The sequence below is a fragment of the Clostridium sartagoforme genome (genome assembly GCF_039521405.1).
Taxonomy (GTDB): Bacteria; Bacillota; Clostridia; order Clostridiales; family Clostridiaceae; genus Clostridium; species Clostridium sartagoforme.
In genome coordinates this window covers 97,400-110,431 of sequence record NZ_BAAACH010000032.1, presented here as the reverse complement: position 1 = coordinate 110,431, position 13,032 = coordinate 97,400, and the positions used below count along the sequence as shown (strand labels likewise).

General features: G+C 27.6%; 11 protein-coding genes. 9 read left to right on the top strand and 2 right to left on the bottom strand.

The genetic code is table 11. The annotated features are described in order from the left end of the window. Nucleotides 1–125: 125 nt before the first annotated feature. Nucleotides 126–755: an NUDIX hydrolase gene (locus ABDZ60_RS12610; protein ID WP_343778497.1), complete on the top strand. Its 630-nt coding sequence runs from the start codon at nt 126–128 to the stop codon at nt 753–755. Nucleotides 756–807: 52 nt separating this feature from the next. Here ABDZ60_RS12610 and ABDZ60_RS12605 read toward each other — a convergent pair whose 3' ends face one another. Then, nucleotides 808–2,094, bottom strand: coding sequence for an NCS2 family permease (locus ABDZ60_RS12605; protein ID WP_343778495.1), 1,287 nt, complete (start codon nt 2,092–2,094; stop codon nt 808–810). 229 nt (nt 2,095–2,323) lie between these two features. Here ABDZ60_RS12605 and ABDZ60_RS12600 point away from each other — a divergent pair, with 229 nt between their 5' ends. From ABDZ60_RS12600 to ABDZ60_RS12590, 3 genes are all read left to right on the top strand, one after another. Further along, nucleotides 2,324–3,466 carry a tetratricopeptide repeat-containing glycosyltransferase family 2 protein gene (locus ABDZ60_RS12600; protein ID WP_343778493.1) on the top strand — a complete coding sequence of 381 codons (1,143 nt, stop codon included), beginning with the start codon at nt 2,324–2,326 and terminating at the stop codon, nt 3,464–3,466. A gap of 177 nt (nt 3,467–3,643) precedes the next feature. Beyond that, nucleotides 3,644–3,910, top strand: a complete 267-nt coding sequence (locus ABDZ60_RS12595) for a metal-sensing transcriptional repressor (RefSeq protein WP_016209155.1) — start codon at nt 3,644–3,646, stop codon at nt 3,908–3,910. A gap of 28 nt (nt 3,911–3,938) precedes the next feature. Continuing rightward, the gene (locus ABDZ60_RS12590; RefSeq protein ID WP_016209156.1) at nt 3,939–4,148 is read left to right on the top strand and encodes a heavy-metal-associated domain-containing protein; all 210 of its coding nucleotides are present in this window, start codon (nt 3,939–3,941) and stop codon (nt 4,146–4,148) included. A 61-nt stretch (nt 4,149–4,209) separates the two neighbouring features. On the opposite strand, the gene ABDZ60_RS12585 is transcribed toward ABDZ60_RS12590, so the two are convergent. After that, complete coding sequence (locus tag ABDZ60_RS12585) at nt 4,210–4,653, bottom strand: MarR family winged helix-turn-helix transcriptional regulator (RefSeq protein ID WP_016209111.1); 444 nt, start codon at nt 4,651–4,653, stop codon at nt 4,210–4,212. 155 nt (nt 4,654–4,808) lie between these two features. Here ABDZ60_RS12585 and ABDZ60_RS12580 point away from each other — a divergent pair, with 155 nt between their 5' ends. The 5 genes from ABDZ60_RS12580 (at nt 4,809) to galT (ending at nt 12,980) form a co-directional block, all read left to right on the top strand. After that, nucleotides 4,809–7,046 carry an ABC transporter ATP-binding protein gene (locus ABDZ60_RS12580; RefSeq protein WP_047001352.1) on the top strand — a complete coding sequence of 746 codons (2,238 nt, stop codon included), beginning with the start codon at nt 4,809–4,811 and terminating at the stop codon, nt 7,044–7,046. After that, on the top strand, nt 7,043–8,905 hold the full coding sequence (locus tag ABDZ60_RS12575; RefSeq protein ID WP_016209109.1) for an ABC transporter ATP-binding protein: 1,863 nt from the start codon (nt 7,043–7,045) through the stop codon (nt 8,903–8,905). Before ABDZ60_RS12580 ends, ABDZ60_RS12575 begins: the two co-directional genes overlap by 4 nt. Nucleotides 8,906–9,291: 386 nt before the next feature. Further along, the gene (locus tag ABDZ60_RS12570; RefSeq protein WP_343778490.1) at nt 9,292–10,455 is read left to right on the top strand and encodes a galactokinase; all 1,164 of its coding nucleotides are present in this window, start codon (nt 9,292–9,294) and stop codon (nt 10,453–10,455) included. 12 nt (nt 10,456–10,467) lie between these two features. Then, nucleotides 10,468–11,454, top strand: coding sequence for a UDP-glucose 4-epimerase GalE (gene galE / locus ABDZ60_RS12565; RefSeq protein ID WP_016209107.1), 987 nt, complete (start codon nt 10,468–10,470; stop codon nt 11,452–11,454). An 8-nt stretch (nt 11,455–11,462) separates the two neighbouring features. Next, the gene (galT, locus tag ABDZ60_RS12560; protein WP_016209106.1) at nt 11,463–12,980 is read left to right on the top strand and encodes a UDP-glucose--hexose-1-phosphate uridylyltransferase; all 1,518 of its coding nucleotides are present in this window, start codon (nt 11,463–11,465) and stop codon (nt 12,978–12,980) included. Nucleotides 12,981–13,032: the final 52 nt, after the last annotated feature.

The following is a 13,032-nucleotide window of genomic DNA, read 5'->3' as shown; positions in this document are numbered from 1 at the left end:
TAAATAATCTACAATCTATATAATATTATAGTATAAGGATTAATAATAAAAAAATAGATACTACTATTCTAACTGCGTAAGATATTAATTTAAATATATATTATAAAGACTAAAGGGAGTAAAAAATGAATATAAAAGTTATAGATAATATTATTGAAAGCTTTAAAGAAAATAAAGCATATATAAATGGATGGAGAGATATGAAAAGAGCATCTGTAGCTATTTTAATTGTGGAAATAGACAGCAGAATAAATATAGTTTTTGAAGTTAGAGCAAAGCATATGAGAAGCCAACCTGGAGATATTTCATTTCCAGGAGGTAAAATAGATTTTAATGAAAGTCAAAAGGAAGCAGTTTCTAGAGAAATTTGTGAAGAGTTAGGATTACAATCAGAAGATTTTGAAATAATATGTCCACTTGATATATTAGTAACTCATTATAATTTATTAATCCATCCTTTTTTAGGCTATATTAAAAATTTTGATAATATAAAAATAAATAAAGATGAGGTTGACCATATATTTACAGTTCCATTAGAGTATTTATTAAATATTCAACCACATATCGAAAATAATAAGGTATTAGTCAATAGAACAGAAGGTTTCCCATTTCATTTAATAAATGGAGGTGAAAATTACAAGTTTAAAGAAGGAATATATAAATCTTTATTTTATACTTACAAAGATTATGTTATTTGGGGAATAACAGCATTAATATTAGAAGATTTTTTAAACAGTTTAAGAAACAAACTTTAGATATATTATTATAAAAGCAAAGTTAAAAAAAGCTGCCATAAGGCAGCTCTTTTTAAATACTATGAAGTATGAAATATATTATAAATATAATAGAAATTATATACATAACTATAGAAAGTTGATCTTTTTTCTTTGTTATAAGTTTCATTATTGTATAAGAAATGAAGCCAAAGGCTATTCCATCTACAATACTAAAAGTTAGTGGAATTAGGACAATAATTAAAAAAGCTGGTATTGCTTCTGAAATATCATTAAAATCAATATGAACTATTCCCTTAATCATTAAACTCCCTATTATTATTAAAATAGGTGCAATTACTTCATTTGGAATTAAGTTTATAAATGGAATAAATAATAATGAAATTAAAAGTAACAATCCTGATATAAGAGATGTTAAGCCTGTTTTTCCACCAGCAGCTATACCTGCTGTTCCCTCAACTGTAGAAACAGATGGGCTAGTTCCGAATAAACCACAAGCTATAGTAGATAAAGCTATTGCATTCAAAGCTTTATTTTGCTTTTCAGGAGTTTTAAGCAACCCGTTAATCTGTCCATGTAATAACCCTATATTTTCAAATACTAAAACTAAAGTTAATGAAAAAGTAGAAATCCAAAATGGAATAGTAAAAAATGCACTTAAGTCTAAGTTAAGAAAAATACTTTTGTATTCACTAAAATTAGGAAGCGAAAAAGTTAGTTCAGATACATTAACAAAGCCTAATGATATAGCAGCAATTGTTCCTACAACTATACTTATTAAAAATCCTCCTGGAATATTTTTAGCAAATAGTATAACAGTTAATAAAAACATAGCTATAAAGAATACTACTTTTGGATCTGAAAGTGACCCTATTTTAACCATTGTAGAAGGATCAGGAATAATTAATCCACCCTTTTGAAAACCTAAGAATGTAATAAATAATCCAATTCCTATAGTTATTGATTCCTTTAAAGAATTAGGTATAGATGTATCTAGAATTTTAGATAAAGGTGTAATAGATACAATTAAAAATAATATACCAGCCATAACAACACTTGTTAGTGCCTGATTAAAGGATAATCCCATACTTAATACTATTGTATAAGTAAATAGGGCATTAATTCCCATTCCTGGCATTATTACAAGTGGAGTATTACTCATCAAAGAAACTAATAAGCAACCTGTAAATGAAGCAAGTACGGTTGCAATAATTAGCGGCTCTTGTGCTATACCTCCATCACTTAAAATACTAGCATTAACTACAATAATATATACTGCAGCAAAAAAAGAAGTTAAACCAGCTATTAGCTCAGTTTTAAAATTAGTTTTATGTTCTTTTAGTTTAAATAATTTGTCCATCCTTTCTGTAAAAACCTCTTTTCTTTATCCCTCACCCACCCGCATCTATTGATGTCTAAATAATTATAACATTTAATTTTTAATTTTAAATAGTTGAAATGAGTAAAGTCAAATTTTATATATAAAACGACAAAAATTTATCTTTAAATATATTTTGATAAACTTACAACAAATTTATTCAATAAAACATAGTATGTAGTATCTATTAATAAGATAAAGGAGGATTATTTTGAATAATAGAATTACTATAAGCCTGTGTATGATAGTTAAAGATGAAGAGAAAACATTAGAAAGATGTTTATCCTCTATAAAAGATATTGTAGACGAAATAATTATAGTAGACACTGGCTCAACTGATAAAACAAAAGAGATAGCAAAAAAATTTAATTCTAAAATATATGACTTCAAATGGATAGATGATTTCGCAGCTGCTAGAAATTTCTCTTTTAGTAAAGCTACTAAAGAATATATATTTTGGTTAGATGGAGATGATTATTTAGACGATGAAAATATTAATAACTTTAAAGATTTAAAGGATCAATTAGATAGAAGTGTAGATACGGTAACTATGGAATATTCTTTGACTAGAGATGAAAATGGACAAACTACTTACTCTTTAAGAAGAAATAGATTAGTTAAAAGAATAAATGGATTTAAATGGATTGGCAGAGTTCATGAGTATTTAGATGTTGGAGGAGTTAGTTTTCATAGCAATGTCTGCGTAAACCATGGTAAAGTAAAATCTAGCGGGAACAGGAATTTACAAATATTTAAAAAAATGGAGGCCTCTGGGGTAGAATTTACTACTAGAGACTTATTTTATTATTCAAATGAATTGTATTACAATGGATACTATGAAGAAGCCATAACAAAATATGAGAAATTTTTAGAAAGTAATTTAGGGTGGATAGAAGACAAAAAAGTTGCTATTGCAAACTTGATCCAATGTTATTCTTTTACTAATAAGCCAGAGAAGAAAATAGAAATCATTTTAAAATCCTTTGAATTCGATGTACCAAGAGCAGATATTTGTTGTAGGTTAGCAGAAATATTCATGAGCAAGAATCAAATAAAGCAAGCAATATTTTGGTATAAGGTTGCTATGGGATGTATTCATGAAAAAGATAACCTTGGGATAGATAATAGAGATTATTATACATGGATACCAAGCATTCAACTATGCGTTTGCTATTCAATTTTAGGTGATTATGAAGCTGCTTATTACTATAATGAATTAACATTATTATATGGTGGTAACAAGACAAAGGTTGAGCATAATAAAAAGTTTCTTGAAAATAAATTTAAAGAACTTGGAAGAAGTATTCCAGATTTAGATTATAAGTTAATAGATAGAAGATTTAGATTTTTTTGATTATAACGTAAATCCTAGACTTAGAAAGTTTAGGATTTTTAATTTTTTGTATAGAATATATTTATAAATAAATACTATTAATATAAATTTAGTATAATCAAATGTTGACAAATATCTTTTAAATATTATAATTTAATTATAATACACCCCTAGAGGGTGGGGGAGGTATGAAATTAAATGAATGATGAAAAAAGAAAATCATTACAGTCATTAAAAACAGCTAAAGGCCAAATAGAAGGAATTATTAAGATGATTGAAGAAGATAGGTATTGTATTGATATTTCTAATCAAATATTTGCAGCACAATCGTTGCTAAAAAAGGCTAATTTAATAATTTTAGAAAATCATTTATCTCATTGCGTAAAGGATGCTTTTATAAATGGTAACGGCGATGAAAAAATCAATGAGATAATGAAGGTTTTGGATAAGGTAATAACAAGATAAAATTAAAATTTATATGGAGGAATTTATTATGAAGAAAAAAATTAATATTGAAGGAATGAGTTGTGGACATTGCGTTGCTCATGTAAAAGAGGCGTTAGAAGAATTAAGTAATGTTAAAGTTTTAGAAGTAAATCTAAATGAAAAAGCTGCTTTAGTTGATACTGATATTGATGATACTATATTAATTTCTGCAATTGATGAAGCTGGATACGATGTAATGTCAATAGAAGCTTTGTAAGTTTTTAAAAAAGAACAATGTTAAATAGTTATATTTATAATACTATTTAACATTGTTCTTTCTATTTTAAACTAACTATTATTTCATTTAAATCTTTTACTAAAGAATTCAATTTATTTAAATTTTCATCATCTAAGCTTGAAATCTTTTCTAACAATATACTTTTCATTGCGTTTTCACGTTCTTTTAAAAATTCGTAAGCCTTTTCAGTTAATTCTATATTTAACTTTCTTCTATCATCTGGATTAGTATATCTATAAACATATCCTTCGCTTATTAACTTGTCTATAATAGGAGTCATATTAGGCTTAGAAATATCTAAACACTTAGCCACATCAGAAACAGACATAAACTTTTTCCTTGAAAGATAAAAAATAACTTTCATATGAGATGGAGGAATTGATACTCTTTTAGTCATTTCATTTGGGTTCATTAGTTTATTATGAAATTGTATCATTAAATTAAATAAGTTGTCAGATATTTCTAGCATAGAATTATTGTTCATAAAATCCCTCCTAATTATTTCTTACAAATTTATTATAAACTATTTTTTTTTGTTATACAACTATAAATGTTATTGACATATAATAGTTATAAAAATATAATTAATACATGTCTATAATAACTTATACAAAACACAACTTGAAAGGAGAAAAATAAATGACTAAATTAGCAAAATACTTAAAACCATTTATTGGTTCTATTATTGCTGTAATAGCATTGTTATTTATACAAGCTATTAGCGAATTATCACTACCAGATTATATGTCCAATATAGTTAATGTAGGAATTCAGCAAGGTGGAATAGAAAATGCAACACCAGATGTAATACGAAAAACTCAATTAGAAAAGCTTTCTATTTTTATTGGAGAAGATGATTTGAATTTTATAGAAGAGAATTATTCATTAATAGATAGAAGTGAACTTTCAAATGAGGAATTTGATGAATATATAAAGAAATATCCTATATTGGATAAAGAAGCTTTATATGAGCTTAATACAAAAGATGAAGATAAGATATCTAAATTAAATAGTATTTTAGCTAAACCTGAGCTTGTTGTTTATGGAATAGAAAAAGGGGAATTTGATGCTAGCATGTTAGGTAATATGCAAAGTAATATGCAATTACCAGCTAATACAGATCCATTTATGATTTTAAAGAATATCCCAAAAGAGCAATTAAACAATATTGTAGATGCAATAAATGAAAAATTTAGTGAAATGCCAGATAGTATGGTAGAACAAGCAGCAGTTTCTTATGTAAAGAATGAATATTCTGAAATAGGAATAAATACAGATAAACTACAAACAAATGCTATTATTATTTCAGGATTAAAGATGCTTGGAATAGCATTACTTAGCATGGTTGCTTCAGTTATTGTTGGGCTTATTTCAGCAAGAATTGCAGCTGGATTAGGTAAATCTTTAAGAGGAGATGTATTTAAAAAAGTTACAAGCTTCTCTAATTCAGAATTTGATAAATTTTCAACAGCATCACTTATTACTCGTAGCACAAATGATATACAACAAATTCAAATGCTTATGGTTATGTTGTTTAGAATAGTATTTTATGCACCTATATTAGGTGTTGGTGGTGTTTTAAAGGTATTAAGAACAGATACGAATATGACTTGGACAATAGCCGTTGGCGTTGTTTCAATTTCAGTACTTGTTGGTGTTTTATTCGGATTTGCTATGCCTAAATTTAAAGCAATCCAAAAACTTGTTGATAAATTAAATTTAGTTACAAGAGAAAGTTTAACAGGTATGCTCGTTATTAGAGCATTTAGTACTCAAAAACATGAAGAAATGAAGTTTGATGAAGCTAATAAAAATCTGACCAATACAAATTTATTCGTAAGTAGAATAATGGTTGCAATGATGCCAGCAATGATGCTTATAATGAATGGATTAACGCTACTAATTGTATGGGTAGGAGCTCACCAAGTTGATTTAGGTACAATGCAGGTTGGTGATATGATGGCATTTATGCAATATGCAATGCAAATAATTATGTCATTCCTAATGATTTCTATGATATCAATTATGTTACCTAGAGCTTCTGTGTCAGCTCAACGTATTAGTGAAGTTTTATATACTGATTTAAGTATTAAAGATAAAAAGGAAACTAAAGATTTTAATAAATCAGAAAAGGGATGCGTGGAATACAAAAATGTAAGTTTCAAATATCCAGGTGCTGAAGATTATGTGTTAAATAATATTTCTTTCACTGCAAAGCCTGGTGAAACTACAGCTATCATAGGAAGTACTGGTAGTGGTAAATCTACGTTGATAAATTTAATTCCTAGATTTTATGATGTATCAGAGGGGAAAATTACTGTAGATGGAATAGATATAAGAGATGTTGAACAAAAAGCATTAAGAAATAAAATAGGATATATACCTCAAAAAGGAATTCTTTTCTCAGGTACTATAGAAAGTAACTTAAAGTATGGATCTAAAGATGCAACTAATGAGGACCTAGAGAAATCTGCTGAAATTGCACAAGCCTTAGAATTTATAAATAATAAACCAGAAAAATATGAAACTGAAATATCCCAAGGTGGAACCAATGTTTCAGGAGGTCAAAAACAAAGATTATCTATAGCAAGAGCTTTAGTTAAAAAACCACAAATATATATATTTGATGATAGTTTTTCAGCTTTGGATTTTAAAACAGATTCAGCCCTTAGAAGATCTCTTAAAGAAAATATAAAGGATGCAACTATGATAATAGTTGCACAAAGAATTAGTACAATTAAAGATGCCAATCAAATTATAGTACTAGATGAAGGAAATATTGTAGGAATAGGAACTCATAAAGAGCTTTTAGAAAACTGTGAAGTTTATAAACAAATAGCCTTATCACAACTTTCAAAGGAGGAACTTATGTCATGAGTAATAACAATGTAGGAAATAAAAGACATGGTGGTTTCGGTGGTCCTATGGGTGGAATGCACGGGGGTGGTGCAAAGGCTAAGGATTTTAAAGGGACTACAAAGAAATTACTAAATTATTTAAAACCATATAGATTATCAATAATAATAGTGTTGATTTTTGCTATAGGTAGTGCAGCTTTTTCTATCATAGGACCTAAAATACTAGGAAAAGCTACAACAAAATTATTTGAAGGTTTAGTAAGTAAGGTTTCAGGAGAAGCTGGAGCTTCAATAGATTTTACTTATATTGGAAATATAATTGTATTACTAATAGTTTTATACGTAATAAGTTCATTATTTTCATTTATTCAAGGCTTTATAATGTCTGGGGTTGCTCAAAAGGTTTCTTACAATCTTAGAAAAGAAATATCTGAAAAGATAAATAGGATGCCTCTTAAATATTTTGATAAAATGACTCATGGGGAAGTTTTATCAAGAGTAACTAATGATATTGATACTGTAAGTAATACACTAAATCAAAGTTTATCACAAATTTTAACGTCAGTAACAACACTAATAGGTGTTCTTATAATGATGTTATCAATAAGCTTTACTATGACTCTTGCATCATTATTAATGTTACCTTTATCAGGAATATTAATAGCTTTAGTAGTTAAAAAGTCTCAAAAATATTTTAAAGAACAACAAACATTTTTAGGTCATGTAAATGGACACGTAGAAGAAATATATAGCGGTCATACTATAATGAAAGCTTTTAATGGAGAAAAAGAAGCTGTAGAAGAATTTGATAAGTTAAATGATACATTATATAATTCAGCATGGAAATCTCAATTTTTATCAGGAATGATGATGCCTATAATGACATTCATCGGTAATCTTGGTTATGTTATGGTAACTATATTAGGTGGATATCTTGCTATTAAAAAATCTATTGAAGTTGGAGATATTCTTTCTTTTGTTCAATATGTAAGATCTTTCACTCAACCAATAGCTCAAACAGCACAAATTGCTAATATACTTCAATCAACTGCAGCTGCATCTGAAAGAGTTTTTGAATTCTTAGAAGAAGAAGAAGAAATAGAGGATATTAAAGATCCAGTTAGCATTGAAGATATTAATGGTGAAGTAACATTTAAAAATGTTCACTTTGGATATAATGAGGACAAAATAATAATAAATGATTTTTCAAGTAAAATTAAGCCTGGCCAAAGAGTGGCTATTGTAGGTCCTACTGGAGCAGGAAAAACTACTATAGTAAAATTACTAATGAGATTTTATGAATTAAATAGTGGTGACATTTTACTAGATAATCATAATATAAAGGATTTTAAAAGAAGCGATTTAAGAAAAGTTTTTGGAATGGTTCTACAAGATACCTGGTTATTTAATGGTAGTATAATGGAAAATATTCGATATGGTAATTTAGATTCTACTGATGAAGAAGTAATAAGAGCATCAAAAGCAGCTCATGTTCATCACTTTGTAAAGACATTGCCAGACGGATATAATATGGAATTAAATGAAGATGCAAGCAATGTATCTCAAGGACAAAAACAATTATTAACAATTGCTCGTGCAATTTTAGCAGATCCAAAGATATTAATATTAGATGAAGCTACAAGTTCAGTAGACACTAGAACAGAAATACTTATACAAAAAGCTATGGATAATTTAATGAAAGATAGAACAAGTTTTATAATTGCTCATAGATTATCTACAATAAGAGATGCTGATTTAATATTAGTAATGAAAGATGGAGATATTGTAGAACAAGGAACTCACACAGAATTACTTGAAAAACAAGGATTCTATGCAAGTTTATATAACAGTCAATTTGAAAATAATGAAGCATCTTAGACAGTTTGTAGTGCACATGACACAGTTCACAGTTAAGTGATAGTACAGAGAATAAGGAATAGGATATATGTAACAGGTAACAGGGTACAGGTAAGTTGTAAATACAGATGATAATTATAAATTAATTGATATGAAATACAATTTATTAAACTATTATAAAAACTCTAATTGAGTTTTTATAATAGTTTTTTTATTTAAGTAATTATCTATCTCGAAAACAAGTTAATTAATGAGATTATAAAATAGTAAATTCATTAAAATAAATCGGTAAAATTTTTAGTAAAATTTTTAGTAAAATTAAGTAAAAATAATATTGAAAAATTTTTCCTGATATGATAGTATTAAGTTGTAAATAAAACAAATTTATAATGATTGGGAGAGTTGTTATGAGAAAGGAAATTAATGATACTTTTAAAAGAGTGTTTGGAGAAAAGGAAAATTGTAGAACGTTTTTTTCACCTGGTAGAGTAAATTTAATCGGTGAGCATACTGATTATAATGGAGGAAATGTATTTCCTTGTGCATTAAGTTTTGGAACTTATGGAGTTATAAGCTTAAGAGATGATAAAATTGTAAGAATGTATTCAAGTAACTTTGAAGATTTAGGAGTAATTGAATTTAATTTAGATGATATTAAGTATGAAAAATCTCATGATTGGGTTAATTATCCTAAGGGTGTAATCGATGTAATGAAAAAACATGGATATGATATAAATAAAGGATTTGATGTAGCTATTTATGGGAATATTCCAAATGGGGCAGGTCTTTCTTCTTCAGCATCATTAGAACTTTTAATGGCAGTAATGATGGACAAACTATTTGAATTAAATATAGATAGAGTTGATTTAGTAAAATTTTCTCAAGAAGCAGAAAACAAATTCGTTGGCGTTAACTGTGGTATAATGGATCAATTTGCAATTGGAATGGGAAAGGGAAATAATGCTATACTTTTAGATTGTAACACATTAAAATATAATTATTGCCCTGTAGAATTAAAAAATGAAATTTTAGTTATTGCAAATACAAATAAACGAAGAGGATTAGCAGATTCTAAATATAATGAGCGTAGAAGTGAATGTGAAAAGGCTTTAGAAGAACTAAAAACAAAATTAAGCATCAATTCATTAGGTGAATTATCTATAGAAGAGTTTGAAAATAATAAAGATTTAATAGATAGTGAAATACGAATCAAGAGAGCTAAGCATGCAGTGTATGAAAATCAAAGAACATTAATGGCTAAAGAAGCGCTAGAGAAAAATGATTTAATTACTTTTGGTAAGCTTATGAATGAATCTCATATTTCTTTAAGAGATGATTATGAAGTTACAGGAATAGAATTAGATACATTAGTTGAACTTGCATGGAATCATGAGGCTACAATAGGTGCTAGAATGACTGGTGCAGGATTTGGTGGATGTACAGTTGCATTAATAAACAAAGATAGCGTAGAAGATTTCATAGAAAAAGTAGGGCAAGGATATAAAGAAAAAATAGGATATGAAGCTAGTTTCTATATAGCTAATATAGGCGATGGAACTAGAGAAATTTAGGAGGTATAAAAAATGATATTAGTTTGTGGTGGAGCAGGATATATTGGGAGCCATACTGTTTATCAGTTAATTGATAAAGGTGAAGAAGTAATAGTTGTGGATAATCTAGAAACAGGACATATTGAAGCAGTGAATCCTAAAGCTAAGTTTTATAAGGTAGATATAAGAAATGAAGAAGAACTTGATAAGGTGTTTAAAGAAAATGATATAACAGAAGTAATTCATTTTGCAGCAAATTCTTTAGTTGGAGAAAGTATGACAAATCCCCTAAAGTACTATAACAATAATGTTCATGGAACAGAGGTTTTATTAAAAGTTATGATTGCAAACAATGTTAAGAAAATTGTATTTTCTTCTACAGCAGCAACTTATGGTGAAGCTACTAAAATGCCTATAGTTGAAACAGATAAAACTGAACCAACTAATGCATATGGAGAAACAAAGCTTGCAATGGAAAAAATGATGAAATGGGCAGATATAGCACATGGTGTTAAATATGTATCTCTTAGATATTTTAATGTTGCTGGAGCTCATGTAAGTGGAAGTATTGGAGAAGATCATAGTCCTGAAACTCACTTAATTCCTTTAATATTGCAAGTTCCTCTAGGTAAGAGAGAATTTATATCTATCTTTGGAGAAGATTATGATACAGAAGATGGTACTTGTATTAGAGATTATATTCATGTAATTGATTTAGCAAATGCTCATATTCTTGCAGTAGGATATCTTAGAGATGGAAATTCAAGTGATATATTTAATTTAGGTAATGGAAATGGATTTTCTGTTAAAGAAATGATAGACGCAGCTAGAAAAGTTACTGGACATGAGATCCCAGCTAAAATTTGTGAAAGAAGAGCAGGAGATCCAGCTAGACTTATAGCTTCAGCTGAAAAAGCAAGAAATATTTTAAAATGGAAGCCAGAGTTTACTAATGTTGAAGGTATAATTGCTTCAGCTTGGAATTGGCATGAAAATAATCCAAAAGGTTTTAATAAGTAGGTGAAGAGATGAATATTTATAGGGAAATCAAAAGACTTATTCAATATGGATTAAAGCATGAACTTTTTACTAAATATGATGAAATCTTTGTAAGAAATAGTTTATTAGATGTTTTAAACCTTGATGAATATGAAGATTTTGAAATAGAGGATGAAAATTTAAATACTCCAACTGATATACTAAATAATATATTAGATTATGCATTTAACAATGGAATATTAGAATCTAATTCCCCTATATATAGAGATTTATTAGATACTAAGATTATGGGAGTTTTAATGCCAAGACCTTCAGAGGTTATAGGTGAGTTTTATAAGAGATATTCAATCTCAAAGGAAAGTGCTACATTATATTTATATAATATAAGTAAATCATGTGATTATGTAAGAACTGATAGAATAGCACAAAATTTAGTATGGAAATCAAATACTGAATATGGAGATTTAGATATAACTATAAATTTATCAAAACCTGAAAAGGATCCTAAGGCAATTGCAGCAGCAAAAAATTTACCTCCATCTAAATATCCTAAATGCTTATTATGTAAAGAAAATGAAGGATATAGAGGTAGAGTAAATCATCCAGCAAGACAAAATATAAGAGTAATACCTATGGAATTAAATAAAGAAAGCTGGTATTTACAATATTCACCTTATGCATATTATAATGAACATTGTATTGTTTTTGCAGGAGAACATGTACCAATGAAAATAACAAAAAACACTTTCGATAGACTATTAGAGTTTATAGAAAAGTTTCCACATTATTTTATAGGTTCTAATGCAGATTTACCTATTGTTGGTGGTTCTATTCTTACACATGATCATTATCAAGGTGGAAATTATGAGTTTGCAATGGATAAAGCAGAAGATATTTATAAATTTATAGTTAATAATTACAAAAATATTGAATTATCTATTGTAAAATGGCCATTAACTGTATTAAGATTAAAAGGTAGGAATAGATTGGAATTAAGTGAATTAGCTGACAAGGTTCTATCTCATTGGAGAAACTATAGTGATCCTATTGTTGATGTATATTCTCACACCAATGAAATTCCACATAATACAATAACACCAATAGCCAGAAAATCTGGTGAACTTTATATTTTAGATTTAGTTCTTAGGAATAATAGAATTAGTGAGGAATATCCAGATGGAATTTTCCATCCTCATAAAGAACTTCATAATATTAAAAAAGAAAATATAGGTTTAATTGAAGTTTTAGGCCTTGCCGTTCTTCCAGCTAGATTGAAGGATGAATTAGAGGTTATAAAAGCTTACCTAGTTGGTAAAAATGATGAAATATATAATGATGACGATATGAAGATTCATTATAGTTGGTATGAAGAAATTAAGAAAAATAATCCAGCAATATCTAAAGAAAATATTGATTTAATTATAGAAAATGAAGTTGGAGAAGTATTTACTAAAGTATTAGAGCATTGCGGAGTATTTAAATGGAATGAAGAAGGAAAAGAAGCTATGCAAAGATATATTAGTAGCTTAAAACTAACAATTAATTAATAAGATGAGGTATTTATAAATACCTCATCTTTAATTACTATTTAAGCTGCTA

Coding starts and splice junctions, on each gene's coding strand:
- galE (WP_016209107.1), top strand. CDS start 10,468: ATGATATTAGTTTGTGGTGGAGCAGGATATATTGGGAGCCATACTGTT.
- ABDZ60_RS12570 (WP_343778490.1), top strand. CDS start 9,292: ATGAGAAAGGAAATTAATGATACTTTTAAAAGAGTGTTTGGAGAAAAG.
- ABDZ60_RS12585 (WP_016209111.1), bottom strand. CDS start 4,653: ATGAACAATAATTCTATGCTAGAAATATCTGACAACTTATTTAATTTA.
- ABDZ60_RS12590 (WP_016209156.1), top strand. CDS start 3,939: ATGAAGAAAAAAATTAATATTGAAGGAATGAGTTGTGGACATTGCGTT.
- galT (WP_016209106.1), top strand. CDS start 11,463: ATGAATATTTATAGGGAAATCAAAAGACTTATTCAATATGGATTAAAG.
- ABDZ60_RS12610 (WP_343778497.1), top strand. CDS start 126: ATGAATATAAAAGTTATAGATAATATTATTGAAAGCTTTAAAGAAAAT.
- ABDZ60_RS12605 (WP_343778495.1), bottom strand. CDS start 2,094: ATGGACAAATTATTTAAACTAAAAGAACATAAAACTAATTTTAAAACT.
- ABDZ60_RS12580 (WP_047001352.1), top strand. CDS start 4,809: ATGACTAAATTAGCAAAATACTTAAAACCATTTATTGGTTCTATTATT.
- ABDZ60_RS12575 (WP_016209109.1), top strand. CDS start 7,043: ATGAGTAATAACAATGTAGGAAATAAAAGACATGGTGGTTTCGGTGGT.
- ABDZ60_RS12595 (WP_016209155.1), top strand. CDS start 3,644: ATGAATGATGAAAAAAGAAAATCATTACAGTCATTAAAAACAGCTAAA.